The sequence below is a fragment of the uncultured Pseudoteredinibacter sp. genome, from assembly GCF_947502065.1.
Lineage (GTDB): Bacteria > Pseudomonadota > Gammaproteobacteria > Pseudomonadales > Cellvibrionaceae > Pseudoteredinibacter.
Genome location: NZ_CANMYE010000001.1, coordinates 683,821 through 709,574, shown reverse-complemented (window position 1 = coordinate 709,574; position 25,754 = coordinate 683,821). Strand labels below are relative to the sequence as shown.

Genomic DNA, 25,754 nt, shown 5'->3' with positions numbered 1-25,754 from the left:
CCCCATTCTTATGCATCTTTACTGCCATCCTGGCCCATCAAAGATGGCCAAGCCGCTTTTAGATACAAAATCATTGAATACAAGGTTAGGCCAGCGGCAATATAAAGCAGCACATAGCCCACATCCAATACCCAATAGCGATCATCGACAGGGAAAGCCAGCAATACGGTAATGGATGCCATTTGCGCGGCGGTTTTTACCTTGCCGATAAACGATACCGCCACATTTGAGCGCTCGCCAAGCTCAGCCATCCACTCGCGTAATGCCGAGATGACAATTTCGCGGCCAATAATAACCACGGCCGGCACGGTTAACCAAAGTGTGGCATGGGCTTGCACCAATAGCACCAGGGCCGAGGCCACCATAAGCTTATCGGCGACTGGATCTAGGAAGGCACCAAATGCCGTAGATTGATTGTAGCGGCGGGCAATATAGCCATCTAGCCAATCTGTTACGCCTGCCAATGCAAAGATAAAGGCGGCTACCGGATAGCTCCAGCCGAAAGGCAGGAAAAATACCAATACAATTACCGGTATTAGAATCACGCGCAATAATGTTAGTTGGTTCGCTAGAGTCATACTTATGCTGCTTAAAGTGCCTATGTTAAATATCTATTGAAGATGCCTTTTCCAACATCTTATTTGCAGTTTTAGTGCAAAAAACAGACACTTAGGTCGAATAATTCAAGTTCTATAATAATGGGCGCCAGCCTACCCGATCTGGCACAACTTGGCTAGCCAAGCAAGGTAAAGCTTACTGGCTATTGGCTAAAATGGCGGGGCTTATTCAGCGTGGAAGTGAGCGTATATCTCGGCGGCAAGCTTTTTACTGATGCCCTCTACTTTGGCCATATCGTCTGCGCTGGCGCCTTTTATTTGAGCTAAGCCACCGAAGTGACGCAGTAACTCGCGGCGGCGCTTGGCCCCTACCCCTGGTATATCCTCTAGACTTGAGCTGCGACGCTTTTTATCGCGGCGGGCCTTGTGGCCTGTTACTGCAAAACGGTGGGCTTCATCGCGCACCTGCTGGATTAGGTGCAATTCTGGAGAGGTGGAATCTAACACCCACTCTTCACCGGTATCGGCCATATGCAGCACCTCAAAACCGGCCTTACGGGTAGTACCTTTGGCAACGCCGATCATGGTGACATCTTGCACACCCAGCTCGCCCAATACCGCCTTGGCTTGGCTAAGCTGGCCTTTACCTCCATCGATCAAGAGAATGTCAGGCAGCACACCCTCGCCGGCTTGAATACGGCTATAGCGTCTGTTTAAGGCTTGCTCCATCGCGGCATAATCGTCACCGCCTGTGATGCCTTCGATATTAAAGCGGCGGTAATCGGATTTAATGGCACCCTCTGGGCCAAACACCACGCAAGAGGCTACGGTAAGTTCACCACTGCTGTGGCTAATATCAAAACATTCGATACGCTGGGGAATGGATTCTAAGCCCAAGCGCTCTTGCAGTAGCTCAAAGCGCTGCTGCAGGTTTTGTTTGCGTGCCAATTGAGATTTTAAGTTTTGCTCAGCGGCGCTCATGGCCAACTGCAACCAATTTTGTCGCTCGCTACGCACATTGTGGCGCAGGGCAATGGTTTTACCTAAGGCCTCTTTTATCGCATCACTTAACAGCTCAGCATCGGCTAATGGATGACTTAGGATAACATCGCGGGGAACATCGCGGCCCTTATTACCCAGATAATATTGCCCTACAAAATCATTTAACATGACCTCAGGGCCAGCAGCCAAATTGTCCTTTGGGTAGTAGCTTTTACTGCCCAAAATACGCCCCTGGCGAATATAAAGCAGATGGATACAGCAAGCATTGCGCTCAGTAGCAATGGCGATTACATCCACATTGGCATTGCCCGATTCCACCACGCGCTGGCTTTGCAAGCTGCGCAAGGCACTGATTTGATCACGATAGGTCGCGGCCTGTTCGAATTCTAGATTCATCGAGGCCTTTTCCATACGATCGGCCAGCTCCGCTAGAATTTCGTCGCTCTCGCCTTGTAAGAACATTTTAGTATGGCGAACTTCTTCGGCGTAATCTTCTTTATTGATGGCCTCTACACAAGGGCCATCGCAGCGTTTGATTTGGTATTGCAAACAAGGGCGCGAGCGGTTTTTAAAAACCGAATCTTCACATTGGCGCACTTTAAAAGTCTTCTGCAAAAAGCTCAGACTCTCTTTTACCGCCATCACATTGGGGAAAGGCCCAAAGTACTCGCCCTTTTTACGCTTGGCACCACGGTGCATAGCCACGCGCGGGTAGTCTTCATTGCTGGACAAAAATACATAAGGATAGGATTTATCGTCGCGCAGCAAAATATTAAAAGGCGGGCGCTGCGCCTTAATTAAATTTTGCTCCAGAATCAGCGCTTCGACTTCGGTGTGGGTTACAGTAACATCTACCCGAGCGATACGAGCCACTAAGGCCATGGTTTTATTGTTTAAACCACTAGAGCGAAAGTAGCTGGAAACTCGATTCTTTAAGTTCTTTGCCTTGCCCACGTATAAAATTTTACCGTCGGCATCATACATCTGGTAGATACCTGGGCGCTGGGTAAGCTGCTTTAAAAAGCTTTTGTGATCAAACTGGCAGCCGCCCTCTGGCGCTGGGGCGATACCATCGGCGCTGGCGCGAGCTTCTACTTTGCGAGCCGTTATTTCTTCGGCACGCTGCTTAGAAAGCTCTTGTGGAGTTGGGCTGCGTTTATCACTCATGTTTCGTGTTTTAGCTCTTAAAGCTCTCTTATTTTAGTTCTGGACAAGCATGCCATTGGCCATAATGTGGCGAGGTTCGATTTCCAATGCTACTTGATAACGCTGCCAAATATCGTCTTGTATCTTTTTTGCCAAGGCCAGTACATCGCTTGCACTGCCCTGCTGAAAGTTTACTAACACAAGTGCTTGGCGATCATGCACCGCCACCTTTTCATCGCGATGCCCTTTCCAGCCCGCTTGGTCAATTAGCCAGCCCGCAGCGAGTTTATACTGCTCCCCATGTGGATAGGCGACCAAATCGGCAAACTCGGCTTTTAATGCTTGATAGTGCTCAGCGCTGACAATGGGGTTTTTAAAAAAGCTGCCTACATTAGGTAACTCACTTGGATCAGGCAGTTTTTCGCGGCGTAAATTACAGACGGCTTGCAAGACATCTTCCGGGCGCGCCTGTTCTGGCTCCACCCCCAATGCCTTTAAGCTTTGCTGAATGCCGGGGTATTGAATATTTAAGCTGGCGCTGCGCTTTAAGCGAAGGCGAATGCTGGTGATTATACGACGTGGCTCGTTCGGGTTTTTAAAGATACTATCGCGATAAGCGAACTGGCATTGCTGATTGTTTAGCTCGTGACTGCTTTTCTCGACATCATCACAATCAGGGCCATCTACCTCAATGCCATCTATCTCGACGCAATGCAAACTTTCCAGTACTTGGCAAAGCTCTACACCATAGGCGCCAATGTTCTGAATAGGAGCAGCGCCTGCGGCACCTGGAATTAAGGCGAGATTTTCCAAGCCATACCAGCCCTGCTGTGTGCAATAGCAAACCAGATCATGCCAGTTTTCACCGGCCGCCACTTCGATTAAAACGCTTTCACTGTCTTCTTCTAGCAGGTCTATTCCTTGGCTTTGCATGTGCAGCACTAAACCAGGAAAAGATTCCGATAAAATTAAGTTACTGCCGCCGCCTAATACTAAGAGCGGCAAATCACTACTGTGCTGCTTATACCAAGCCAAAGCGCTCGCTAAATCGGCTTCGCTTTTTATGGCCCAATAGTATTTCGCGCTAGCGTTTACCGCCAGGGTATTGAATGAGCTAAGATCTTGGTTTTCTACTAAGCCTATTGGCATATATCGGGTTCCTAAGCGTTCTAAGCTTGTAGCCTGCTTTGAATATCAGCCAATAATTCATCACTGGCCGCTTCAATCAAATCTAAAACCAACTCAAAGCCATCTTCACCACCGTAATAAGGGTCGGGCACTTCGCACATTGGCGTTGGGAAATCCGCTGGCAAATAATCAAGCATAAGCTCTACACGCTCTTGAAACTCTGGCGGGCATAAGGTTTGTAAATCGTGCAGATTGTTTTTATCCATCGCCAGCACATAATCAAAGTGCTCAAAATCACTTTGTGCGACTTGGCGCGCACGCAAGCTACTCATATCGTAGCCACGCTCGGCGGCGTGTTCAGAAGCGCGCGGGTCGGCAGGGTTGCCAATATGCCAGCCGCCTGTGCCAGCCGAATCAATCTCTATTAGATTATCTAAACCGGCGGCTTTCACTTTATGCTGAAACACCCCATCAGCGGTTGGCGAGCGACAGATATTACCAAGGCAAACAAACAGTACCTTTACCGGTGGGTGCAGCTTTCTTTCCAGTTTTCGTTCTGGCTGAGTTTTTGCCATGTCTTACGCCCTGTTTTGTTTTACGTATTGATACGGTTTTATTGGCTATTAATAAAATCGATCACGCGCTGTAAATCTTCTGGGGTATCAACACCACCAGGAACTTCTGCGCAGGCCTCAGCTAGGTGAATTTTTTCGCCATGCCAAAGTACCCGTAACTGCTCTAAGGATTCTGTCGCTTCAATGGGTGCTACATCCCAGGTAACAAAACGATTAAGCAAGGCTACGCGATAAGCGTAGATGCCGATATGGCGCTGGGGTACAAAACCTTCGGGTAAGGCATCTTGGCTTTTCGCAAAAGCATCACGGGGCCAAGGAATCGGCGCGCGACTAAAGGTCATCGCAATGCCCTGCTCGTCACTGAGTGCTTTTACAATATTGGGGTTACAAAAATCTTCTACGCTGTGAATTGGCTCGCTCAAGGTGGCGACGCTCGCTTCTTTGGCGCGATCAAGATTATTGGCCACTTGGTTGATTACTTCTGGTGGTATTAAAGGCTCATCACCTTGCACATTAACCACGATAGCATCTGGTGCCATACCGTATTTCTCAGCCACTTCTTGCAAGCGATCAGTGCCCGATTGATGATCGGCGCGTGTCATGATCACTTCACCACCAAAGGCTTTTACCGCCGTTTCGATTCGCTCATCATCAGTGGCAACAATAACTTGCTTAGCATCACTTAATCGCGCACGCTCAACTACCCATTGAATCATTGGTTTGCCAGCAATATCCGCCAGCGGTTTGGCCGGCAGGCGGCTAGAAGCGTAACGGGCGGGGATAACAACAAAAAATTCCATAATGACTTTGGGCTCTTAATAATTTCGCGTTTTGTCTTTGGTGATAGGTTTTAGCGGCGTTTAGCTTGCCTTCAGTTGCTCTAAGCGTGCCAAAAATGCTGACCAAAATTCCTCTGCTAATTGTGCCTGCACTTCAAGCTGCCACCAGTCTTTGCAGGCGGCCTGCTGGGCCAATGTATGGCATTTTACCCCATCTTTGGCGGTCATTAGCAGAGGCTTGTTGAAGGCAAAGCTTAAATTTTGCTCGCTGTATTGCTGATGATCATCAAAAGGATGCGCCTCAACCGTTAAGCCATAGCTTTTTAAGCTATCGAAAAAGCGCGCTGGGTTACCAATACCCGCTATGGCTTGCACGGTATTGGTTTTGCCTGCAATCGCTTGAAGCTCTTGGGTATTGCATTGGCGTTGCTCACCACTGTGTAGATTCCTTAGACCCATTGGCGCCAAAGCCATCTTATGACTTTCAAGCGTCATGCCTTTTAAAGTGGAATGCAGTGATTGCTTTGGGCTTTCATTGATAATACGAAAATCTACTTCTACTAGGCGCTCAGCTGGCTCGCGCAGTGGGCCCGCTGGTAAACACCAACCATTGCCCAGCCCTCGGCTGCCATCAAGCACAGCCATTTCGATATGCCTAGCTAAGCGGTAATGCTGTAGGCCGTCATCGCTCAAGACGATATCGACATCGTGATCTTGTTGTATTTGCTGCAAAGCCTGGTTTCTATCAGCATCGATCACCAGCGGGCAATCGCATAGGTTGGCAATCAATAGCGGCTCATCACCACAGTGCTCTACTGGGCTGCTCGCCGATACCTCATAAGGGTAAGCCGGTGCTTTGCTGCCATAGCCGCGGGAAATAACACCGGGCTTGTAGCCCTGCTCTCTCAGCTTTTCTACCAAGGCAATAATCAGAGGTGTTTTGCCGGTGCCGCCCACGGCGATATTGCCAACTACAACGACGATGGGCCGATTGGAATTAGGCTCACGGCTATCTTTTAAGCGTCGCTTTTTGGCAATGTGGGTAAAGAGTTTCGATAAGGGGCGAAGCAGCTTTAATAGGCCATCATCGCCACTGTCTTGATACCATGCCTCGCTAATGCGTTGGGCCAAGCTGGCCTTAGCCATTAGGACTCTCCCGGCGCTTGGGTAGTAATGCTCAGGTTAACAAAGCCCAGTTGACCGGCCACATCCATGGCGGTAACTACCGATTGGTGGGGTGTTTTGGCGTCGGCGGTAATAATTAATGCCTGCTGGCGGTTATCGCCGGCAATTTCTTCTAGGGCAAGGCGTAAGGTGCTGGCTTTGCTGTTCACCAGGCCTTTGCCATTAATGCCATAGCTGCCATCGGCACCAATCACGACGATTAGCGGCTCTTGCACCTGCGGCTGCAATTCGCCGCTGGATTCTGGCAAGGTTACCGTTAAATGGGTTTCCTTGGTGAAGGTGGTGGACACCATAAAGAAGATCAGCAGTAAGAACACCACATCGATCAAGGGTGTTAGGTTTACGCTGTCTTCATCAGTGCGTTGACGGCGAAACTTCATTAGCTGGCCTCGCGCACATCTACGCGGCGTTCGCTGTGCAGGGCATCAACCAGTTTTACGGCTTCTTGCTCCATGGTAACCACTAAGGTATCCACACGGCGAGTATAAAAACGGTGCAGCATCATGGCAGGGATTGCCACACATAGGCCGGCAGCGGTGGTAATCAGGGCTTCACTAATACCACCTGCAAGAGCAGCGGTGTTGCCACTGCCTTCTAGGACGATGGCGGTAAATACTTTGATCATGCCCAGTACGGTGCCTAGTAGGCCAAGTAGTGGGGCAATTGAGGCGATGGTGCCTAAGGCGCCAAGATAGCGCTCCATTTCGTGCACCACTTGATTGGCCGCTTCGACGATGGAATCTTTCATGACGTCACGACCATGACGTGAGTTACTTAGGCCGGCGGCTAGGATACGGCCGAGCTCGGAGGATTGTTTTAATTCTCGTAGACGCTGGCTGTCGAGCTGGTTATTTTTGATCCAGTTCCAGACTTGGCCGAGGGTGTTCTTGGGGGCTATCTTTTCAGGGTTGAGGGTCCAGTAGCGTTCTACACTGATCGCAATTACGGCAATGGAGCACAAAATTAGTATTCCCATTACCCATCCGCCGGCGACGACAATCTCTAGCACTTAGCTTTCCTCTTTGGTCTTGTTATGTTGCCTTGTTAGCTGTATCAGCTCATCTGCAGGTTAAGGCAGCGAGCTAGCTTTTGCCGCTTTTTTGAGCGTTGATTGGTAATTTGGTTCAACGCGGCTTTTAGTTGCGATTTTCCGCTTTTAGCGACTGTTGGGCAGGCCCCTAAAAGGCGTCACTTTAGCACAGCTATGGTGGGGCTGTGAATGAGTATGAGTGTTGCTAATTTCTCAGTTTCAATGTTCCTAAACTAGACCGGTCAGCTAAGCCATAGCCGTGAAGGAGAGGCCCAGCCCGCGAGCAGCGGCCCTCCCGGCTACCCTCATTTCACAGCAAAGCCTCACAAAAAGACGTGAGTCTTTGCTGCTTAATCGGCGCTCGCTCTTTATTGCGGTCTAGGCCTCCCCTTCACGGCTATGACTTAACTGGCCTACTTTGGAAAGCAGTAACTATTCGGGACGTAGAGCTCATGTCGATTTGATGGGTTCAATCATGCCAATATCGCCGTCGCAGATCTCGACTCCTGCTGATACTTTGCAATCGAATAAGACCGTTTTCATCCTGCCCATAGGACAAACTGATTGCACCATCTCTACCTGTGTCTAACTGAATACTATTGGGGTATCGCCGTAGTACTTTTGGGCTGGGGTGGCCGAAATGATTTTGCCAGCCACTGCTGCTAATTGTTACCGCCGGCTGGGTGCACTTTGCCCAGGCTTTATGGGAAGAGCTGTGGCTGCCATGGTGTGGTAGCAGCATGGCATTGAGCTGACAGATGTTAGCTCGGTTCTGCTTCGCGGTTAAACCTTCTTGCGCTTGGCCATTTAGCTCTTTGAGAATTTGCTTTTCTGCCCAACTTTCAATATCGCCGGGCAATAGTACTTTTAGATTTTGATAGCGCAAGAGTAATACGCAGGATCGATTATTACGGCGCTTTGCTGCCGAGGCTTTGTGTTTTTTTGCATTGGGCCACAGCCAGGTGAACTTTATTCCTTGCCAGTACCAGCTCTCACCAGCCTGGCAGCTTTTTACGGGTTTAGATATAAACTCAGAGTGCTGTAAGGTGTTTTGATAATTGCCTTCTGTCCAAACTTCTTCCAGATTAAATTGCTGAGCGATTGAGTTAACCCCGCCTGCGTGATCTAAATCTCCATGTGAAACGACCAGGTGATCTATAGTTTTAATACCGCGGTACCTTAGAAAAGGGGCGATGATGCTTGCACCGGCATTGTACTCTTGGCCGAAGATTGGGCCGGTATCGTAGAGCACTACGCGTGAGCCTTTTTCGATCAAAACCGCTAAGCCCTGTCCAACATCCAGCGTGGTGATTGTTAGATCTTTGCTTTGCTCCCTGGTTGATGTCGTGCACAAAATGATAAGGGGAATCAAAAATAGTAAACGACCATGAAAGCCTTTTGGCAGCCAAAATAATAAGCCCGAAAGCAACATTAAAAAAAACGTTGTGCTACTGAAAGCTATGCTTGGCCACCAGAGGGTTTCCAATTCAATGTCATATTTACTTAGAGTTTCAGATTTCCAGTATAAAAGCTGCTGCAAATAAAATAGCAACACATCCATTGCCTTATCGGCCCACTGTAACGGCCAGTGCCAGTCTAGGCCTAGCAACCATTGGATACAGAACAGCATAAGTAAAGGCATTACCACAAAGCTCAGCCATGGAATGGCCAGCAAGTTAGCGGGCATTGATAGACTGCCCGAAGGAAGCTGCAAGCTAAATAGCACCGTTGTTAAGAAGCTCATGATAATGATTTGTGCACGCAGCAACTGCCAGATGTAATGTTTAAGCTTGTCCATTAAGCTTCGAGAAATTGTTGGCTTTGCTTTTTTCGCCAGCCCAAATTTGTTACTACGCCCCCAATATCCGTATACCAGTGCTGCGACGGCGGCAAAGGAAAGACAGCCTCCAGCTTGCTCTAGCGACCAAGGATCGAGGAGCAATAACGCAATTAATGCAACAATTAGAACTTGCCAAGAAGAAACCTGACGAGCACTTAAAGCCGCTAGCAAATAAACCCATAACATGATTAGTGCGCGCTGTGTCGGTAGGCTAAAGTCCGCTAAATAGGCATAAGCCAGGGCGGTAAAGCCACTGCCCCACATTGCCAGCATTTGTGCCGCCGGCATTCTTTCACTGAATAGTTGGGCAATGCGCCCTATTGCACTAAACAACAGCAAACCAATGCCCGCACTTAGGCCGATGTGCAAACCGGATATCGCCAACAGATGCCCTGTGCCGGTTTGCTGGAGCAATGCCCAATCTTCTTTATCCAAATCACTACGATCCCCCAGCAATAAACCTTTTAAATAGGCACCGTGTTGTATAGCTTGATCATCTAGATATTGCGCCAAGCGCATGCGTAAGCTGGAGTAATCTCTCGGCTCTATAGCGTGAAGTTTTTTTATATAGCCTTGTGCGACTATTCTCTGGCTTAGCATTCTGGCTTGATAATCGCTGGCGCCAAAATTGTGTAAGCCTCTGGGGCGTTTAAGTTTGACCTCGGCTTTAACAATAGCACCGGTAAATAGGCCGATCTGTGATTGCAGTCGCTGGGGTGATTGCTGTTTATATTCAGGGTCTAGTTTTAAAGCCGTTGTATAGTAGAGGCTTAAATTCAGCTTGTGTTGTTTTTGTCGCTGCCAGAATGCACTATCTAAGGGCTGGCCGTTCGCAAAGGCCAGTTCACTCAAGCGAGCCTGAAAGCGATAGGATCTCTGTCCTATCTCTGGTTGACTGATAATTTCAAACTCGGCGACTAAGCTACGACCTTCCAACAAAGCAGGCCACTGTTTTTGCATTTGAAAATCTGCACGCACTAATATCAGACAGGCGCCGAGAAGAAAGCAGGCTGTTAGGTTTAATAAGTAAGAGATACTTAGATGTTGGCTAAGCCAGTGTTTATTTTTCTTTCGCCCTTTGGGTTGATCGTCAGAGCAGTACCAGCTTGCTACGAATAACAGCAAAGCAAGTAGCCCTCCCCCATAGAGCACCATCCTTGGTGGCATTAAGGATAGCTGGCCAGCAAGCACCATAGCAATCAAGAAAAGCAATGCCCGCACAAGGACTCCTCCTAAGTGTAAAGCGCATTATTACCTTTGATTGAATATAGCCAAGCAGCCAAAAGCGCTTGATGTGGCATTGCCTATCAGACAAAAGCATTTCATAGGCTATAGAAGGGGTTTACAATGCACTCATGAGTCAAGCTAAATTACTTATCGTCTACCACAGCCAAACCGGCAATACCGAGCAATTAGTCTTGGCCGCTGCTCGTGGAGCAAGGAAAGAGGAAGGCTGCGAGCCGCGCATTAAGCGAGCTTTCGATGCTGACCTGGAAGATCTTTTATGGTGTGACGGCGTGTTATTCGGCAGTCCGGAAAACTTTGGATATATGTGTGGTGCCATTAAAGATTTTTTTGATCGCACCTATTACCCGGCCGAGCCTTATGAGTTAAATCGCCCCTATGGTTTATTAGTTTCCGCAGGTAATGATGGCAGTGGCGCCGTGCGGGAGATGGACAGAATCTTATGTGGTTACCCGATGAAAAAAGCACTGCCGGATTTAATTGCCAAAGGTGAGATTTTAGATAGCCACTTACAGCAAGCAGAAGAGAATGGCGAGGCATTTGCAACTGGCTTGTGTATGGGGATCTTTTAGTTATTTGTAGCCCCCAAACATCCCGGCTTCGAAATGGGGTCAGATCCCATGGGATCTGACCCCGGGTTTCGGCGCGGTGTTCATATCTCTTTGATTTTTAGATCAAACCACTATGTAGCGACCCTACTTGGCAGCTTCTTGCGACTCGCACTTTACACCTGCAAATTTCAGCATCTGTTAAAGTGATGTGAGACGATCAAACAACTCGGCCCCGATATAGGGGTCAGATCCCGTGGGATCTGACCCCGGGGTTTCGGCACGGTACTTGCGTATAGACCACTAGTTTTTACTTTCTGGGGGTAGTTATGCGTTTTAACAAACATATGATCGATTTGCTGAGAGAAATTCGTCGTCGTGTGCCCAGCCATCAAAAACCGGCCATTAAACTGGCCAACCCTGAGCTAATTAGCGAACTATACAATGCCTTCGAGCAAAGCCGAGACTCTGTCTGCAAAGTACTTATACGCGAGTTTATCGAGCAAAACCGATCTTTAGATGAGCCCCTTTACGATATCAACGCAAGTGAAAAAATGGGTTTTGATAAGGTGCCGCAAACTGAAAGGACTAAAGACGAACGCCCTAAACGCGTTTATCGCGGGCAAATTATAGAGGCGTAGATAGAACTAGCCAGTAAACTACAAGCACTAGTTTGGAACATGTTGCTACAAATCTGTGCAGTTTTCCGTACAGCCCAAATAAAAAAGCCAGGGCTTGAAACCCTGGCTTTCTTTTAAATTCACTCTCTATTACAACTTATCCATCAAACTATAAAACAACATACCGGCAACTAAACCTGGCCAACGCAGCATGGTACCGCCAGGAAAGGTTTGAGTCGGTACATTGGCCATCACATCGAAACGTTCGGCCGTGCCCGATACCGCCTCTGCCAGCAACTTACCCCCCATAACAGCTGTTGGAACACCATGCCCAGAATAACCCTGGGCAAATAAAATATTAGGCTGCAGGCGACCAAAGTGCGGCATACGGTTTAAAGTAATGGCTAAGGTGCCACCCCAACCGTAATCAATCTTGGTATTTTCTAACTGCGGATAGATACGCAGCATATATTTGCGCACAAAGTTTTTAATGTCTGCTGGAAATTGGCTACTGTAATTTTCGCCGCCACCAAAAATCAATCGATTGTCGCCGCTGAGTTTCCAATAGTTAATTACAAACAAAGTATCGGCAACCGCAGTATCGTCGCGAATGAGTTCACGCGCTAAATCATCGGATAAAGGCTCGGTCGCTAGAACGAAGTTATTGATGGGCATGATTTTGCCCGCCATTTTCGATTCCAGCTTGCCCAAGTAACCGTTACAACCCATCACCATAAACTTGGCTTTTACCTGGCCAATTTCGCGACCATTGTCTTCACAGTGAATCGTTAGATTGTCTTGGCCTTGATAATGGCTTACGCGACTCTTTTCGAAAATCTGCACACCCGCTTCACGACAAGCACGCGCTAAACCCAATGCAAAATTTAATGGATGCAAATGTAAAGAGCGCTCGTCAATTTGCCCGCCGTGAAAGCCTTTCGAGCCCACCATTTGGGATACTTCGTATTTATCGACATAGCGGCACTGCTCATAGCCATAGTCTTCTCTTAGCAAGGCTACATCTTCTTGCATCCAGCCGGCATGTTTAGGCTTGGAAGCCACATGTAAAATACCCTGCTTTAGGTCGCAATCGATATTATGTTCTCGTACTAGCTCAGCGACGGTATCAACCGCTTCTAGGCTGTATTGCCAAAGCTCAGCGGCGCGCTCTTTGCCCACCATGGCCTCAAGTTCTTCTTGGTCTTTACGCTGGCCAACACCGCAGTGTCCGCCGTTACGACCAGAAGCACCCCAGCCCACGCGTTCCGCCTCAAGCAACACGACTTTATAGCCCTTCTTAGCGAGGTGAAGTGCTGCGCTTAGGCCCGTATAGCCACCGCCCACCACACAGACATCAGCTTCAACTTCACCTTGAATTTGCGGACTTTCTTGGGCGCCGATAGCGGTCGCCGAGTAGTACGATGGCTCGTAGCCTATGGTTTTGGCGTCTTGCTGGGACATAGCTTTACCTACCTACATTACAGATTGCCGAGTTTTCGAGAACACAAAGATCCTATCATAAGGCCGCATTTGACCTTCTGATCACTTTTTATCCTGAAATCTCATAATTTTTTGAATAATTACTCAATATTTACTTGAATGATAATTCGGGTTTTTGCAATAATCAAGCTCAGCCCAGTGGGGTGATGTGTGGCCAGCTCGAAATATCGCGGGCTACGCGCTATATTGCTTAAAATTCCAATAACGGTGATTTATGCCAGAGCTAAATGAATGGTTTACTCAACATAAAGTTGAGGATGTCGAGTGTTTAATCCCAGATATGACCGGTAATGCCCGGGGCAAACTGATTCCAGTGAAGAAGTTCTTCCAAGAAGAATCACGCTTGCCAGAGAGCATTATGGTCCAGTGTATCGATGGTAGCTTTACCGAAGAGCACGATGATTTGCTGGGCAGCGGTATTGACGGAGATATGTTCCTCAAACCCGATCTAGATACTGCTCGCTTAGTACCTTGGTCAAACACCCCCAGCGCCCAAATCATTCATGACTGCTTTACCAAAGATGGCGAGCCCCACCCGCTAGCACCACGAAATGTACTCAAGCGCATTATCAAACTCTATGAAGATAAGGGCTGGCAGCCTGTTATTGCCCCTGAAGCCGAGTTTTATTTCGTAAAACAAAACAACGATCCAGGCGATAAAATTGAACCCGCAACCGGCCGCACAGGGCACGAAGGATTTGCCCGCCAACCCTACTCTATTGACGCACTAAATGAGTTCGAACATATCATCGACGATATGTACGATTACTGTGAAGTGCTCAATTTAGATGTCGACACCTTGATTCACGAATCCGGTGCGGCGCAATTTGAAATTAACTTTGAGCATGGTGATCCGCTAAATCTTGCCGATCAAGTGTTTATGTTTAAACGCGCCGTACGTGAAGTTGCCATTAAACATGGCCTATACGCTACCTTTATGGCCAAGCCTATGGAAGACGAGCCCGGCAGCGCCATGCACATTCATCAAAGTTTTATTGATAAGAAAACCGGGCGTAATATTTTTATTGATGAAAACGATAAACCCAATGAGCGCTTCCACCACTATATTGGCGGCTTAAGAAAGTACACACCATCGTGCATCTCAATGTATGCGCCCAATGTTAACTCTTATCGTCGCTTTACTCGAGATGTAGCTGCGCCCGTGAATATGCTTTGGGGTATTGATAACCGAACTACTGGCATTCGCGTACCGGACAGCTCGCCGAAAAACACTCGCGTCGAAAACCGCTTTCCAGGAATGGATGCCAATCCTTACCTTTCTATTGCGGCCAGTTTGGCTTGCGGCTATCTAGGTATGCAAAATAAAATCGACCCGGGCGAGCCTTTTGACGACGATGCCTATGAAGAAGGTATTGATGTTGCACGTAGCCTAGAAGAAGCCATTCGCTTATTGCGTGATAGCCCAGAAATTGCTGAAGTGATGGGCCCTAACTTTATCGCCGCCTATAGTGCCGTTAAAGAAGTAGAGTATGAAAACTTCAATAAGGTCATCAGCTCTTGGGAGCGTGAATACCTACTATTGAACGTTTAAAGCAATAGGTTTTTACTAAAGCGTTTAAGGAAGCTCCCAGAACAAAACATAAGTCCATGGAAATCTGCCGCGATTACGATCGCGGCAGCCATTAACAATAACAGCGAATGAACCATGACTGAGCGATTAAATTACATTTACTTAATTAAACACAAACCGCTTCTAGCCGGGCTTAGTGCATTCCAGTGGTTTAAATACACTATTTATGCCCTGCTAACTTATAACCTCTATTTATTTATTCTCGAAGACACCGGAGCGATTCCAGAGGCCTACCCTCAAGGTGTTAACTTAAACAATCTGATTGAAGTCTACTCAGCGAGCATTGATACCGCATCATGGGTCGTTTTATTGCTGATCTTTGAATTAGAAACCGCCATTCTTAGCGATGAGCGCTTAAAAAGCTGGCAGGGGTATTTGCTCAGCAGCGTAAAAGCCGTGTGCTATGGTTTTATCTGCTATGCCTTTTACGGCTATTTCAGCAAATACCTTTCCGTTACTGATTTGATTCCAGCGGCACAACAAAACGCCTGCGCGCTAAGTGGCCAAGGCTGGTCTTTAATCCACTCTTTAAACGAATACCCTGCAATCACCCCTGATAACTGCAAAAGCCTTAAGGGCCCACTACAGCAGCTTAACAACACCCAGATTATTGGCGATGATCAGAGTATTACCTTGCTACATAACTTAGCCTTTGTTGATGTGCTTAATGCCGGTGCTTGGATTGTTTTGGTTGCACTTTTGCAACTCGAAGTTATTTTGCAGCTCTATCAAAAGTTGAGTGAGGGGTTTTTAAAGAGCAGTAAATACATCAAGTTTGTCCTCTACCTTATTCTTTTAGGGGCTGCCGTGTATTGGTGGATTGACGGCTCCTTCCTAGATTTTTGGGATGCCTTTTTATGGCTAGTGGCTTTTATATTTATCGATTTGAATATATTGGACTGGCATGAGGAGACTCAGGAGCAAGCCACAGCTTAGCGTTGGTGAGTTTTTTAGAGCTTACCACCTATGGTTAAGTGATTACTTTGGCATCCCGGCTTTGAAAAGGGGTCAGATCCCGTGGGATCTGACCCCGGGTTTTGGCACGGTGTTGATGATTCCTAGATTTCTAATCGAGGCCACCCTGCAATGAGGGTTGGCGCTTCTCCTGCTCAAAATATTGTGAAGCTATAGCGCATTGGTTTAAAGCTTTAGTTTTTTGACTTCACATTACTTCTTGATAACTTGGCATCTCGGCTTCGAAAAGGGGTCAGATCCCATGGGATCTGACCCCGGGTTTTGGCACGGTGTTGAGGATTCCTCGATTACTCATCGAGGCTACCCTGCAATGAGGGTTGGCGCTTCTTCTGCTCAAAATATTGTGAAGCTATAGCGCATTGGCTTAAAGCTTTAGTTTTTGACCTCACATTACTTCTTGATAGCTTTGACATCTCGGCTTCGAGAAGGGGTCAGATCCCATGGGATCTGACCCCGGGGTTTTGGCACGGTGTTGATGATGCCTCGATTTCTAATCGAGGCCACCCCGCAATGAGGGTTGGCGTTTCTCCTGCTCGAAATATTGTGAAGCTATAGTTCATTGGCTTAAAGCTTTAGTTTTTTGACTTCACATTACTTCTTGATAGCTTTGGCACCTCGGCTTCGAATGGGGTCAGATCCCGCGGGATCTGACCCCGGTTGGGCGGGCATAAAAAAGCCCCGTGGTACGGGGCTTTTTTATGGCTTTAGGAGCTCAAGCTTAGATCTGCTTGATGGTTCCTTTAGGTAATACCGCATGCAGAGCCACTTTCTGGAATTTAAGTTCCTGGCCTTTGCCGCAGTCCAATACCAAGTAGTTTTCGTCAACCTGCACAACTTTACCGAGCAGGCCGGAATTCATCACCACTTCATCGCCCTTATTAACAGACTCTGTAAGCTGCTGATGCTCTTTCTGGCGCTTGCGCTGTGGACGAATAATGAACAAGTACATGAAAATAAACAGACCGCCAAACATCAGCATGGTCACGATAGGGTCGCCACCTGGTGCAGCGGCAGCTTCAGACTGTGCCATGGCGGAAGGTATAAAAAAGCTCATTTAGCGTTCTCCAACGATTCGTTCGGAGGCGAACTCTAACCTGTTTGGGAGAAAGGGGCAATATGCCCGCGAGGATTGCAGGCTCGGAAGATAAAATCGGCTCAACTATTTGAGTTAAGCCGTCTTACTTAGCTAGGCGTAATCGCGGAATAGCTTTCTGAAAGTGCTTGGCGACAAGCCAGTCCAACGCTTAAAGGCGTTTGTGAAGCTGGTGCGATCAGAAAAGTCTAACGACGATGAAATGCTATCAATACTATCCTGACCACGAATCAAATACTCGATCGCGAAATGAAATCGCACTTGATCGCGAATATCAGCGAAACAGAGATCCTGCTGCTGTAATCGCCTCTGTAAAGTGCGCTTTGAAAGATTCAATGTTTCGGCGATATGGTCAATACCCAACGGCTGGGTACCAATTCGCTCTACTAAAATTTCAACGACGCGATTGGGAATACCATAAAGCTGAGGCAAAGCTGCTCGCTCCATATATTCCCTTAAACCACTAACACCATCCGTAGCAAAGTGCTCGAGGTCAAGGGATCCTCCAGCCGGTTGCACATTGCGAAGCTCGATCATACGGGCCACTCCTTCTGCCATGAGTTTTAATGTCTCGCGGTCCAGTTCACTGTGCTCTACTTCACAAGTTGAGGGCGAGAGAAACAATAAAACTCCGAAATCCTTCTCTCCAACTTTAACCGAAGCAGCGAAATACCTTTTCGCTTGGCCATACGGGGCACCTGAACCGGTGTCCATCGTAACCTGTTCCGTGATTAAATTTCCAGCACTGATTTCACTATTTTGTAACTCCGACGCTACAATTTCTAACCATTTTTCGGTATTTTCTACCGTTTCGCACATTGCTGGCATGCCATCGCTTTGTGCCAGTGAACGTGGACGTGATGGATTAAGTACTTTATAAAATCCAGCTTGCTCCATGCTGAACATTTTACAGCCCGCTAATAAATAACTTTTCCATAAGTCATCTTGATTTAGGGCTGGATCGGTAAATTGGTGATGCAAAAAACGTAATCGATCAGTAAACGATTGAAAATCGTAGCTTGAGATTTTATTTAATAATCGCTCAGTTTGTTCTTGCGGGGACTCATTAAACCCACCCGTTGAAAAGGTCGGCTGTACGGCCAAAGACTGCGTGTTTTTATTGCTTTGAAAATCTGCCATTGGGTCCCGCTTATCAATTACTTCGACACCGGCACGCCGGCAATGGAATCTAATTGCGAATCTATGAGCGCCTTGCACCACCGGCACCCCCACCGGTGGAACAGCTTTCAAAAAGTCGGTTTCTTTTTGCAAGGCCGTTATTGTGTTCTCTTGATAATTTCGCATGCTTTACAGCATAGTCGAATACTAGAAAACTGATACTCGACTATGATCTGTTGGCGCTTGGATAACTACCCTCCCCGACGCCAAGCAGTTGTTTTATATGCCAAAAATCCAGTTTTGCTTAAAAAACCCATAGTTTTTAGGAACTTAAGCGATAGGCATCCTAAGGAATGTCAAACTTTTGACTGCCATATCACCAAAAAACTCATTCTAAAGCAAATACAACACAATACTGACTATTCTAATAAAAGCCTATACTAATAGCCATGCTTTGATTTATGCGACAAACGTAAGTTTAATTACAGCTCATCTAAAGCGGCCAGTACGTCTTCATGGTGGGTTTTGGTTTTAAACTTATCGAGAATGACTTTTAGACGCCCATCTTTACCGATGATAAAACTGGTACGAATAAGCCCCATAAACTCCTTGCCCATAAATTTCTTTAAGCCCCAAACGCCATATTTATCAGCAATGGCATGATCCTCATCGGACAACAAGTCGAAATTAAGCTCATGCTTATCGATAAAACGCTGTAGTTTGGCCTCAGGATCTGGACTTACCCCCAGAACAACGCAATCGCGAGCCTTTAACTCCGCAGGAATATCACGCAGTGCACAAGCTTGGGTGGTACAACCAGGTGTTAAGGCCTTCGGGTAGAAATACAGCAGTACATTGGCCTTGTCGCGAAAGTCTTTAAGACTAACCTTTTCACCCTTTTGGTTGCTAAGGGTGAACGCTGGGGCCATATTTCCGATCTTTGGGTGTGCCATACGAGGCTCCTCTCCTTTGGACTATCATGCACTTGCCTGATCAACATTGTCATTATTGATCAAAGAAACTCAAGTGTTTATTTAATAAAAGTTTATTTTTATCATTAAGTTCTAAACCTATGATAAATCTTAGACATAAAAAAACGCGGCTTAGCCGCGTTTTTTAAGCCTTCACTCACTGTAATATTAAGCAGGTAGTAAGTCTTTAACCGCGTCACGCTCTTCACGCAATTCGGTTTCCGTCGCTTGCATTTTGGTTTTGGAGAACTCGTTTAGCTCAATACCTTGAACGATAGTCCAGTCGCCATCTTTACAAGTACATGGGTAACCGTAGATCAAACCTTCTTCGATACCGTAAGAGCCATCAGAGTATACACCCATGGTCACGTAGTCACCCTCAGGAGTACCTAGAGCCCAGTCACGCATGTGGAAGATAGCCGCATTTGCAGCAGACGCCGCAGAAGAAGCGCCACGGGCTTCAATGATAGCTGCACCACGTTGCTGAACGGTTGGAATGAAGTCATTCTCGTACCAAGCTTGGTCGATCAAAGACATCGCGCCTGTACCGTCAACAGTTGTATTGTGAATGTCTGGGTACTGAGTGGCTGAGTGGTTACCCCAGATGATGACATTCTTAACATCATTAATGCTCTTGTCAGTCTTAGCAGCCAACTGGCTCATGGCACGGTTGTGGTCCAAACGCATCATGGCGGTAAACTGACGAGGATCGATGTCAGGAGCATTGCGCTGAGCAATCAACGCGTTGGTGTTTGCTGGGTTACCAACAACCAATACTTTAATGTCACGAGAAGCGTGATCGTTAATCGCTTTACCCTGTACAGAGAAGATCGCAGCGTTAGCTTCTAGCAGATCTTTACGCTCCATACCTGGACCACGAGGACGCGCACCTACTAGCAAGGCGTAGTCGGCGTCTTTAAAGGCAACATTTGGATCGTCAGTGCAAACCATACCGGCCAACAGAGGGAAGGCACAATCGTCCAGCTCCATCGCTACACCTTTCAGTGCATTCAAGGCAGGGGTAATTTCCAGCATTTGTAGAATTACAGGCTGGTCTTTGCCCAACATTTCGCCAGCAGCGATACGGAACAAAAGAGAGTAGCTAATTTGACCGGCGGCTCCGGTTACAGCAACGCGTACAGGTGCTTTCACAGTATATCTCCGTGCAGTTTGGTAGGTGCTTAAGCCCCGCCCTGCGCCACCTGCAATAGGTTTGGCGTCAGCGCCAGGCCAAAATTCTTTGCCGTTCCGAGCATTTGAGCCCAGATAAAGCGCGGCAATTATAGTGATTTAACGGCGAAATTGCATCAATAAGAACGATTCTTGGCACATTGATGCCTCTGCATGTAAGCCAGATCAAATTTAATGATCAAAAAAACGACAAGCCAAGCAGATTGGCCGGTAAATATCTGAAGTGTACCCGGCATGAGCGCCGGGCCAATTGGACTTTAGTCGCGCCCCGATCCCACAAACTGGAGTAGGCATAAACTCATTAGAGAACTTTAGCCTTGCTGGTAACGACTCTGCAACGCTTGGTATAGCTCATCAGCAAAACTCGCTGAGCTGCTATCAAGCTCTTGCACCAGTTCGACAAGGTGTTCGTTATCTTCACGGCCAGCCCATAGTTTGCGATAGCTGCCATCTTTGTAGCCGTTATCTTGGCGGAAAAAGTTTAAAACGTTTTTGCCAACATAGCTGGTATACAGGCCCTCGGTATCAAGCTCTACGCCGGCTAACAAACTCATAAAGCTATCAATAGGAAAGCGTTTCTCGGCCAATACAATAGCGGTGAAACTTTCCAAAGCAATGGGGAAATTCTCTGGCGCTGTGCTGCTTTGCATTTGTTCAGTAAGGTCCGCAGCTAGTGCATCTTTATCGCCCTGACTCATCAGCAACATACTTAAGCCAAAATGCCAAATATCAATAAGCTCTAGGCGTACCTGCTCGATATCAGGGCTCTGCTTTTTCCACCACTTCCAACCGTAATGATCCAACAACTCGCCACACTCGATCCAAATGGCGCGATACCATTCAAAGTTTTGCGCTCTCCAGTCTTGATGAACTTTGCTGTTCATATTGTCTTGAAGATCCAACATTATGCGTATTTGTTGCTGTAATTTCTGGCTCATGCCCTGCCCTTGTTGATTGGCTTTGATAAGGTGCTGAAGTTTACCATAGCGATGAAGCAGACATAAGCGAACTACAAGTCCGTAAAAGTGGAACACCATAATAAGGCTATATTGAATCACCCCACTGAGGAGGTGGTACAGTAAGGCCATAAGAGCAGAATAAGACACTGAGGTGAATGGACCGAATGCTAGGAGCTTCCCTCTGCCTTGCTGGGCACGCAAAAAGCTGGCCTCATCCAAGCTCAGCTCCTCGCCCGCTCGGAGGCGGTCCCGCAATGTCAGAAGAGCAGAAAAGACACTGAGGTGCCCGGACCGAATGCTTGGAGCTTCCCTCTACCTTGCTGGGCACGCAAAAAACTGGATCCATCCAAGCTCAGCTCCTCATCCGACTCGGAGATGGCCCAGCAAGGCAGAGGGAAGCTCCTAGCATTCTACAATGCGCAACTGCTCAACTTTCATACAACTGTAATCTAAGCAACACCCAACTGAAATATTGGCTCCCTAGACTCAGCAAAAACTAGGAGAAGAAGAATATGGCCTCACCAATCAGTGCCGGACAACAAATTCTCGCCAGTATCCATCAATTTGATGTGGCCGCCTTTTATTGGTGCTTACGTAGAAAGCATCGTCAGCTGTTTATTCAAGGCAGCTACTGGGTTTCTAAAAGCGCCGACGGCCCCTTGTATGCGCTGTTTGGTTTGCTACTGCTATTACAAGGCAGCAATCAATTTTTCGTATTACTCGCCGCCGGTTTTGTTGTAGAGCGTTGCTTGTATTACATCTTGAAAAATCATTTTAAACGCAATCGCCCACCGGCAGCGCTGCCCAACTTTAAAAGCGAAGTACAGCCCTCTGATCAATTTAGCTTCCCCTCTGGGCATACTTCAGCGGCTTTTTTAATGGCAGCCATGCTTTCGAGCTTCTATCCCGCGCTCACACCTGTGTTGTATATCTGGGCAGTTATGGTGGGTAGCTCTAGGGTCATGTTAGGCGTTCACTTTCCTACCGATATTGTTGCTGGCGCTACTTTGGGTCATGGCATTGCTTTTCTGATTTTGAGTTATTTATAGGTTTTACACTGCATGAAAATTCTTTACGGGGTGCAGGCCACGGGTAATGGCCACATTTCTCGCGCCCATGCTATGGCTAAACACCTCCCCCTCGAAAACACACAATATGTATTCACCGGTCGCAAACGCGAAGACTTTTTTGATATGGAAAAGTTTGGCGATTGGGAGTGTTTATCTGGTTTATCGTTTGCTTTTAAAAATGGCAAAATTAGTAATTTAGAAACTCTCAAACAAAATCACTGGCTGCAGTTCTTTAAAGATGTTGCGGCCATGCGCAAGCGCCTTAAAGAATACGATGTCGTGGTCAGTGATTTTGAGCCAGTATCGGCCTGGGCGGCAAAACTTGCCGGCAAGCCCTGTATTGGCATTGGTCATCAATATGCATTTGATCATGCTGTACCTAAAGCGGGGAATGATTTTCTATCGCGTAAAATCATGCAGAACTTTGCGCCGGTTAGCATAGGGCTAGGCTTACACTGGCACCATTTTGATCAAAATATTTTACCTCCGATTGTTGAGTTACATGAAGCTACACAAGCTCCTACCGGTCAAAAACCTCTCATTTTAGTCTACTTGGGCTTTGAAGCTCAGGCCGACGTTGTAGAGTTATTAGCTCCCTTTAAAGATTTTCAATTTGCAATTTATGGCCCATTTTATGAGCCTTGCGAGCTAGAACACTTGAAGTTCAAACCTGCTTCCCGCGAAGGTTTCCATCAAGATTTACACCACTGTGAGGGTGTTATATGCAATGCGGGATTTGAACTTGCCAGCGAAGCAATCACTCTAGGTAAGAAGCTATTGGTTAAACCACTACAAGGACAAACAGAGCAGGAATCTAATGCGAGAGCCCTGTATGAATTGGATTTGGGTATCGCCATGGATCAACTGCAAAGGCCAACCGTAGATGCTTGGTTACAATGGAATAAAAGCCAGAAGGTTCACTACCCTGATGTTGCAAAACATATTGTCAACTGGCTACAAGGTGGCAACTGGGATTGCTACCGGGATTTAAGTGAAGATCTTTGGCAAAAAACCTCTGCCGAGGGTAATCGAAACTTTATTACCAGTTAATAAAACGACTTATGGAATTTCGGTTGGAAAAAGAGAGCTCTACAAGGCTCTCTTTTTTATGTGTTGAATGTACAGGACGAGCTTTAGGCCGATTTATAAAACAGGCGATGAAAATTATCGGCGGTGGTTTGCACTAGCTCTTGGTAGCTCACGCCCTTTAACTCAGCAATAAACTCAGCGACTTCGCGCACATAAGCAGGCTGATTAGGTTTGCCACGATAAGGTACAGGCGCAAGGTAAGGCGAATCAGTTTCAATCAATAAGCGCTCAAGAGGAATTTTTTTACACACATCCCTGAGCTCATCGGCATTGCGAAAGGTTACAATCCCCGAGATAGAAATGTAATAGTTCATATCTAGCGCCTTCGAGGCCATATCCCAGTTTTCGGTAAAGCAATGCAAGACACCCGCCTTCTCTAAATCACCATGCTGCTTAATAAGATCTAGGGTATCTTGGCGTGCATCTCTTGTGTGAACAATTACTGGCAAGCCACATTGGGCCGCAGCCTGTAAATGCATCACAAAACTTTCCTGTTGTAAGCTTTTTTGATCAGCACTGTAGTAATAATCCAAGCCGGTTTCACCAAGGGCAACTACTCTCTCATGCTTCGACCAGGCAATAAGATCATCAATACTGGCCAAGCCCGTTTCAACATCTAAAGGGTGAACGCCAACCGAGGCATAGACCTGCTCATATTTTTCAGCAATTGCTGTTACCGCTTCACGGTTCTCTGTGCTGATCCCCACACAAAGCATTTTTTCGACGCCGCGCTCCAATGCGAAGCTAACAGCGCTATCTAAGGTTTCACCTTCTTTATATTTCAAACGATCAAGGTGGCAATGGGAATCAATTAACACGGTAGAAATCTCTTTTTACTTATTGGGCTTAGTATTTTATTAGGCTTAATATTTTACTAGGTTTAGTATTTTCCAGCCCTTAAAACGAACAACGGCCCAACCGGCAAACCGATTAGGCCGTAAAATACGGGGTTCAAATCACATGGTATGAGTTGGACGTTCAGAGTCTATTGAGCCTGCCAAATAGGTCTCGATTTTGTTTAGCGCCACATTATCATGATCACTAAACTGAACACCAATGCCGGCCGCACGGTTACTTTGGGCACCTTTGGGCGTGATCCAAACAACCTTGCCAGCTACAGGGATTTTTTCTGGTTCATCCATCAGGTTCAAAAGCATAAACACTTCATCACCTAACTGATATTGCTTGCTGGTCGGGATAAAAAGGCCACCATGCTCAATAAAGGGCATATAAGCCGCATAGAGCACTGCTTTGTCTTTAATCGTAAGGGATAAAATACCGTTACGAGCGTTGCCGCCCAAACCCGCCATAACAATGTCCTTTTAAATATCCATTCTAGTAGCCGCTTTATAACGGCAAATAGCTGCTAACTGTTCACATTTCAGCCGATAAAAGGCTAGCAGCACAATATTCGAAATCATTCACTAATATAGCAGCCTTCAATGGCCAAGGCCATCAAGCAGGATCAAATAGCCCCTAAATAGCAGGCCTCATGGGTTTTCGCGAGGCCATCATTGCCTGCCAATCCATCGCAATTTCTTCCAATAAAAGCTGCTGATTAGGATTGGCTCCACTAAGAATCTGAGCCTTGGATTGCAGCAGCTTATCGTATAAGCGAAATCGCAGTTTTACACCGACCGTCTGCAATAGTTGTAACAGCTGTAATTCGGCCTCCATAAGCTGGCCGATGTCACCTTGAACTTCCTGCCGACTGGCCGATTGCAGCCAAGTCAGCAAGGCTTCAATTAATAATAAGGGCTCGGCGTCCATCCAACGCGCAGCCGCCTGTAATGAGAACATTTGGCCCGCTGCAATTTGATTGAGATCATCGGCAAAGCTTAAACGAGCCTCTAATCGCCCTTCGTCCAATAGATCCCTGGCGGCCAATGGCGCCCCTGAACACATATTTAACAAGGCCTCGGGCTCATAATCACCGCATAAGGGGGCCAGCCAGCGACTGGCTTCTGCCAGAGCTGGCACCGCAAAGGCAACTGCCTGACAGCGACTACGAATTGTTGCCATGAGGCGATTGGGGGCATCGCTGATCAATATAATCAGCGTGCGTGCGCTGGGCTCTTCGAGGTTTTTCAATAGAGCATTGGCCGCATTAATGTTCATTGCCTCTGCCGGTGCCAATATGGCTACTTTGTATCCCCCCTGCTGTGAGGTTTGCCCTAAGAAATTATTGAGCTTTCTCACTTGATCAATTTTTATAGCTTTACCTTGTTCTTCAGGTGCCACGCTTTGAAGATCTGGGTGCGTTCCGGCCTTTATTAACTCACATGACTTGCACTGACCACAGGCAGCATCATTCTTTGGCCCGGCGCATAAAACATATTCTGCCAAGCAATTCGCCAGATGCCGTTTGCCGACACCAGCTGTGCCATTAAATAGTAATCCATGGGGAAGCTGTCCTTGGCTAAACCGTGCAAGCAAGCCACTTAAGGTTTCCTGCTGCCAAGGGTAAGGAAGCGTTACGGACACTCAAACCTCGCCGTTTATTCATTGATCGGGTCTTTAATTATGCCAGATCGCATTTAT

The 25,754-nt window shown here is 47.1% G+C and carries 24 protein-coding genes; 6 read left to right on the top strand and 18 right to left on the bottom strand.

What is annotated here, in order from left to right; all coding sequences use genetic code 11:
- Positions 1-8: 8 nt before the first annotated feature.
- From pgsA to Q1A41_RS03110, 9 genes are all read right to left on the bottom strand, one after another.
- Positions 9-578 carry a CDP-diacylglycerol--glycerol-3-phosphate 3-phosphatidyltransferase gene (pgsA, locus tag Q1A41_RS03150; RefSeq protein WP_299974600.1) on the bottom strand — a complete coding sequence of 190 codons (570 nt, stop codon included), beginning with the start codon at positions 576-578 and terminating at the stop codon, positions 9-11.
- A gap of 204 nt (positions 579-782) precedes the next feature.
- Positions 783-2,726, bottom strand: coding sequence for an excinuclease ABC subunit UvrC (gene uvrC / locus Q1A41_RS03145; protein ID WP_299974597.1), 1,944 nt, complete (start codon positions 2,724-2,726; stop codon positions 783-785).
- 33 nt (positions 2,727-2,759) lie between these two features.
- Positions 2,760-3,854, bottom strand: coding sequence for a UDP-N-acetylmuramate dehydrogenase (gene murB / locus Q1A41_RS03140; protein WP_299974594.1), 1,095 nt, complete (start codon positions 3,852-3,854; stop codon positions 2,760-2,762).
- A gap of 20 nt (positions 3,855-3,874) precedes the next feature.
- Complete coding sequence (locus Q1A41_RS03135) at positions 3,875-4,408, bottom strand: low molecular weight protein-tyrosine-phosphatase (RefSeq protein WP_299974591.1); 534 nt, start codon at positions 4,406-4,408, stop codon at positions 3,875-3,877.
- Positions 4,409-4,446: 38 nt separating this feature from the next.
- Positions 4,447-5,208, bottom strand: a complete 762-nt coding sequence (kdsB, locus tag Q1A41_RS03130; protein ID WP_299974588.1) for a 3-deoxy-manno-octulosonate cytidylyltransferase — start codon at positions 5,206-5,208, stop codon at positions 4,447-4,449.
- 60 nt (positions 5,209-5,268) lie between these two features.
- Complete coding sequence (gene lpxK, locus Q1A41_RS03125) at positions 5,269-6,333, bottom strand: tetraacyldisaccharide 4'-kinase (RefSeq protein WP_299974586.1); 1,065 nt, start codon at positions 6,331-6,333, stop codon at positions 5,269-5,271.
- Entirely contained in the window at positions 6,333-6,752 is a 420-nt protein-coding gene (locus Q1A41_RS03120; RefSeq protein WP_299974584.1) for a biopolymer transporter ExbD, read from the bottom strand. Before Q1A41_RS03120 ends, lpxK begins: the two co-directional genes overlap by 1 nt.
- A complete protein-coding gene (locus tag Q1A41_RS03115) occupies positions 6,752-7,381 on the bottom strand; it encodes a MotA/TolQ/ExbB proton channel family protein (RefSeq protein ID WP_299974581.1) in 630 nt (209 codons plus the stop codon). The genes Q1A41_RS03120 and Q1A41_RS03115 overlap by 1 nt, the downstream gene beginning before the upstream one ends.
- Positions 7,382-7,871: 490 nt before the next feature.
- On the bottom strand, positions 7,872-10,463 hold the full coding sequence (locus Q1A41_RS03110; RefSeq protein WP_299974578.1) for a DNA internalization-related competence protein ComEC/Rec2: 2,592 nt from the start codon (positions 10,461-10,463) through the stop codon (positions 7,872-7,874).
- A gap of 134 nt (positions 10,464-10,597) precedes the next feature.
- Between Q1A41_RS03110 and Q1A41_RS03105 the strand changes: the two genes are divergently transcribed.
- Both Q1A41_RS03105 and Q1A41_RS03100 read left to right on the top strand, forming a co-directional pair.
- Positions 10,598-11,059 (top strand): flavodoxin family protein, encoded by a 462-nt coding sequence (locus Q1A41_RS03105; protein ID WP_299974575.1) that lies wholly within the window; start codon positions 10,598-10,600, stop codon positions 11,057-11,059.
- 305 nt (positions 11,060-11,364) lie between these two features.
- The gene (locus Q1A41_RS03100) at positions 11,365-11,676 is read left to right on the top strand and encodes a hypothetical protein (RefSeq protein ID WP_299974572.1); all 312 of its coding nucleotides are present in this window, start codon (positions 11,365-11,367) and stop codon (positions 11,674-11,676) included.
- Between the two features lie 129 nt (positions 11,677-11,805).
- Here Q1A41_RS03100 and Q1A41_RS03095 read toward each other — a convergent pair whose 3' ends face one another.
- Positions 11,806-13,116, bottom strand: coding sequence for an FAD-binding oxidoreductase (locus Q1A41_RS03095; protein ID WP_299974569.1), 1,311 nt, complete (start codon positions 13,114-13,116; stop codon positions 11,806-11,808).
- Between the two features lie 253 nt (positions 13,117-13,369).
- Between Q1A41_RS03095 and Q1A41_RS03090 the strand changes: the two genes are divergently transcribed.
- Together Q1A41_RS03090 and Q1A41_RS03085 are read left to right on the top strand one after the other, a co-directional pair.
- Entirely contained in the window at positions 13,370-14,707 is a 1,338-nt protein-coding gene (locus tag Q1A41_RS03090; RefSeq protein WP_299974567.1) for a glutamine synthetase family protein, read from the top strand.
- A gap of 114 nt (positions 14,708-14,821) precedes the next feature.
- Positions 14,822-15,682 (top strand): hypothetical protein, encoded by an 861-nt coding sequence (locus Q1A41_RS03085; RefSeq protein ID WP_299974564.1) that lies wholly within the window; start codon positions 14,822-14,824, stop codon positions 15,680-15,682.
- A gap of 757 nt (positions 15,683-16,439) precedes the next feature.
- On the opposite strand, the gene yajC is transcribed toward Q1A41_RS03085, so the two are convergent.
- The 5 genes from yajC to Q1A41_RS03060 all read right to left on the bottom strand — a co-directional run bounded on the left by yajC (position 16,440) and on the right by Q1A41_RS03060 (position 21,033).
- Positions 16,440-16,775, bottom strand: a complete 336-nt coding sequence (gene yajC, locus Q1A41_RS03080) for a preprotein translocase subunit YajC (RefSeq protein ID WP_299772367.1) — start codon at positions 16,773-16,775, stop codon at positions 16,440-16,442.
- Between the two features lie 132 nt (positions 16,776-16,907).
- On the bottom strand, positions 16,908-18,086 hold the full coding sequence (locus Q1A41_RS03075; RefSeq protein WP_299974562.1) for an AraC family transcriptional regulator: 1,179 nt from the start codon (positions 18,084-18,086) through the stop codon (positions 16,908-16,910).
- A gap of 329 nt (positions 18,087-18,415) precedes the next feature.
- Positions 18,416-18,886: a thioredoxin-dependent thiol peroxidase gene (gene bcp / locus Q1A41_RS03070; RefSeq protein ID WP_299974559.1), complete on the bottom strand. Its 471-nt coding sequence runs from the start codon at positions 18,884-18,886 to the stop codon at positions 18,416-18,418.
- A 186-nt stretch (positions 18,887-19,072) separates the two neighbouring features.
- Positions 19,073-20,056 carry a malate dehydrogenase gene (locus tag Q1A41_RS03065; protein WP_299974556.1) on the bottom strand — a complete coding sequence of 328 codons (984 nt, stop codon included), beginning with the start codon at positions 20,054-20,056 and terminating at the stop codon, positions 19,073-19,075.
- A gap of 350 nt (positions 20,057-20,406) precedes the next feature.
- Entirely contained in the window at positions 20,407-21,033 is a 627-nt protein-coding gene (locus tag Q1A41_RS03060) for a dUTP diphosphatase (protein ID WP_299976149.1), read from the bottom strand.
- A gap of 533 nt (positions 21,034-21,566) precedes the next feature.
- Between Q1A41_RS03060 and Q1A41_RS03055 the strand changes: the two genes are divergently transcribed.
- Together Q1A41_RS03055 and Q1A41_RS03050 are read left to right on the top strand one after the other, a co-directional pair.
- The gene (locus Q1A41_RS03055; RefSeq protein WP_299974553.1) at positions 21,567-22,103 is read left to right on the top strand and encodes a phosphatase PAP2 family protein; all 537 of its coding nucleotides are present in this window, start codon (positions 21,567-21,569) and stop codon (positions 22,101-22,103) included.
- Positions 22,104-22,115: 12 nt separating this feature from the next.
- On the top strand, positions 22,116-23,174 hold the full coding sequence (locus Q1A41_RS03050; RefSeq protein WP_299974550.1) for an MJ1255/VC2487 family glycosyltransferase: 1,059 nt from the start codon (positions 22,116-22,118) through the stop codon (positions 23,172-23,174).
- Between the two features lie 83 nt (positions 23,175-23,257).
- Here Q1A41_RS03050 and Q1A41_RS03045 read toward each other — a convergent pair whose 3' ends face one another.
- From Q1A41_RS03045 to Q1A41_RS03035, 3 genes are all read right to left on the bottom strand, one after another.
- A complete protein-coding gene (locus Q1A41_RS03045) occupies positions 23,258-24,031 on the bottom strand; it encodes a TatD family hydrolase (protein ID WP_299974547.1) in 774 nt (257 codons plus the stop codon).
- Positions 24,032-24,169: 138 nt separating this feature from the next.
- On the bottom strand, positions 24,170-24,523 hold the full coding sequence (locus tag Q1A41_RS03040; RefSeq protein ID WP_299974544.1) for a PilZ domain-containing protein: 354 nt from the start codon (positions 24,521-24,523) through the stop codon (positions 24,170-24,172).
- A 166-nt stretch (positions 24,524-24,689) separates the two neighbouring features.
- Entirely contained in the window at positions 24,690-25,697 is a 1,008-nt protein-coding gene (locus Q1A41_RS03035; RefSeq protein ID WP_299974541.1) for a DNA polymerase III subunit delta', read from the bottom strand.
- Positions 25,698-25,754 lie beyond the last annotated feature (57 nt).

Bases quoted from the DNA above. Each gene is read 5' to 3' on its own strand.
- pgsA (WP_299974600.1), bottom strand. From the start codon at position 578: ATGACTCTAGCGAACCAACTAACATTATTGCGCGTGATTCTAATACCG.
- uvrC (WP_299974597.1), bottom strand. From the start codon at position 2,726: ATGAGTGATAAACGCAGCCCAACTCCACAAGAGCTTTCTAAGCAGCGT.
- murB (WP_299974594.1), bottom strand. From the start codon at position 3,854: ATGCCAATAGGCTTAGTAGAAAACCAAGATCTTAGCTCATTCAATACC.
- Q1A41_RS03135 (WP_299974591.1), bottom strand. From the start codon at position 4,408: ATGGCAAAAACTCAGCCAGAACGAAAACTGGAAAGAAAGCTGCACCCA.
- kdsB (WP_299974588.1), bottom strand. From the start codon at position 5,208: ATGGAATTTTTTGTTGTTATCCCCGCCCGTTACGCTTCTAGCCGCCTG.
- lpxK (WP_299974586.1), bottom strand. From the start codon at position 6,333: ATGGCTAAGGCCAGCTTGGCCCAACGCATTAGCGAGGCATGGTATCAA.
- Q1A41_RS03120 (WP_299974584.1), bottom strand. From the start codon at position 6,752: ATGAAGTTTCGCCGTCAACGCACTGATGAAGACAGCGTAAACCTAACA.
- Q1A41_RS03105 (WP_299974575.1), top strand. From the start codon at position 10,598: ATGAGTCAAGCTAAATTACTTATCGTCTACCACAGCCAAACCGGCAAT.
- Q1A41_RS03100 (WP_299974572.1), top strand. From the start codon at position 11,365: ATGCGTTTTAACAAACATATGATCGATTTGCTGAGAGAAATTCGTCGT.
- Q1A41_RS03095 (WP_299974569.1), bottom strand. From the start codon at position 13,116: ATGTCCCAGCAAGACGCCAAAACCATAGGCTACGAGCCATCGTACTAC.
- Q1A41_RS03090 (WP_299974567.1), top strand. From the start codon at position 13,370: ATGCCAGAGCTAAATGAATGGTTTACTCAACATAAAGTTGAGGATGTC.
- Q1A41_RS03085 (WP_299974564.1), top strand. From the start codon at position 14,822: ATGACTGAGCGATTAAATTACATTTACTTAATTAAACACAAACCGCTT.
- yajC (WP_299772367.1), bottom strand. From the start codon at position 16,775: ATGAGCTTTTTTATACCTTCCGCCATGGCACAGTCTGAAGCTGCCGCT.
- bcp (WP_299974559.1), bottom strand. From the start codon at position 18,886: ATGGCACACCCAAAGATCGGAAATATGGCCCCAGCGTTCACCCTTAGC.
- Q1A41_RS03060 (WP_299976149.1), bottom strand. From the start codon at position 21,033: ATGAGCCAGAAATTACAGCAACAAATACGCATAATGTTGGATCTTCAA.
- Q1A41_RS03055 (WP_299974553.1), top strand. From the start codon at position 21,567: ATGGCCTCACCAATCAGTGCCGGACAACAAATTCTCGCCAGTATCCAT.
- Q1A41_RS03050 (WP_299974550.1), top strand. From the start codon at position 22,116: ATGAAAATTCTTTACGGGGTGCAGGCCACGGGTAATGGCCACATTTCT.
- Q1A41_RS03040 (WP_299974544.1), bottom strand. From the start codon at position 24,523: ATGGCGGGTTTGGGCGGCAACGCTCGTAACGGTATTTTATCCCTTACG.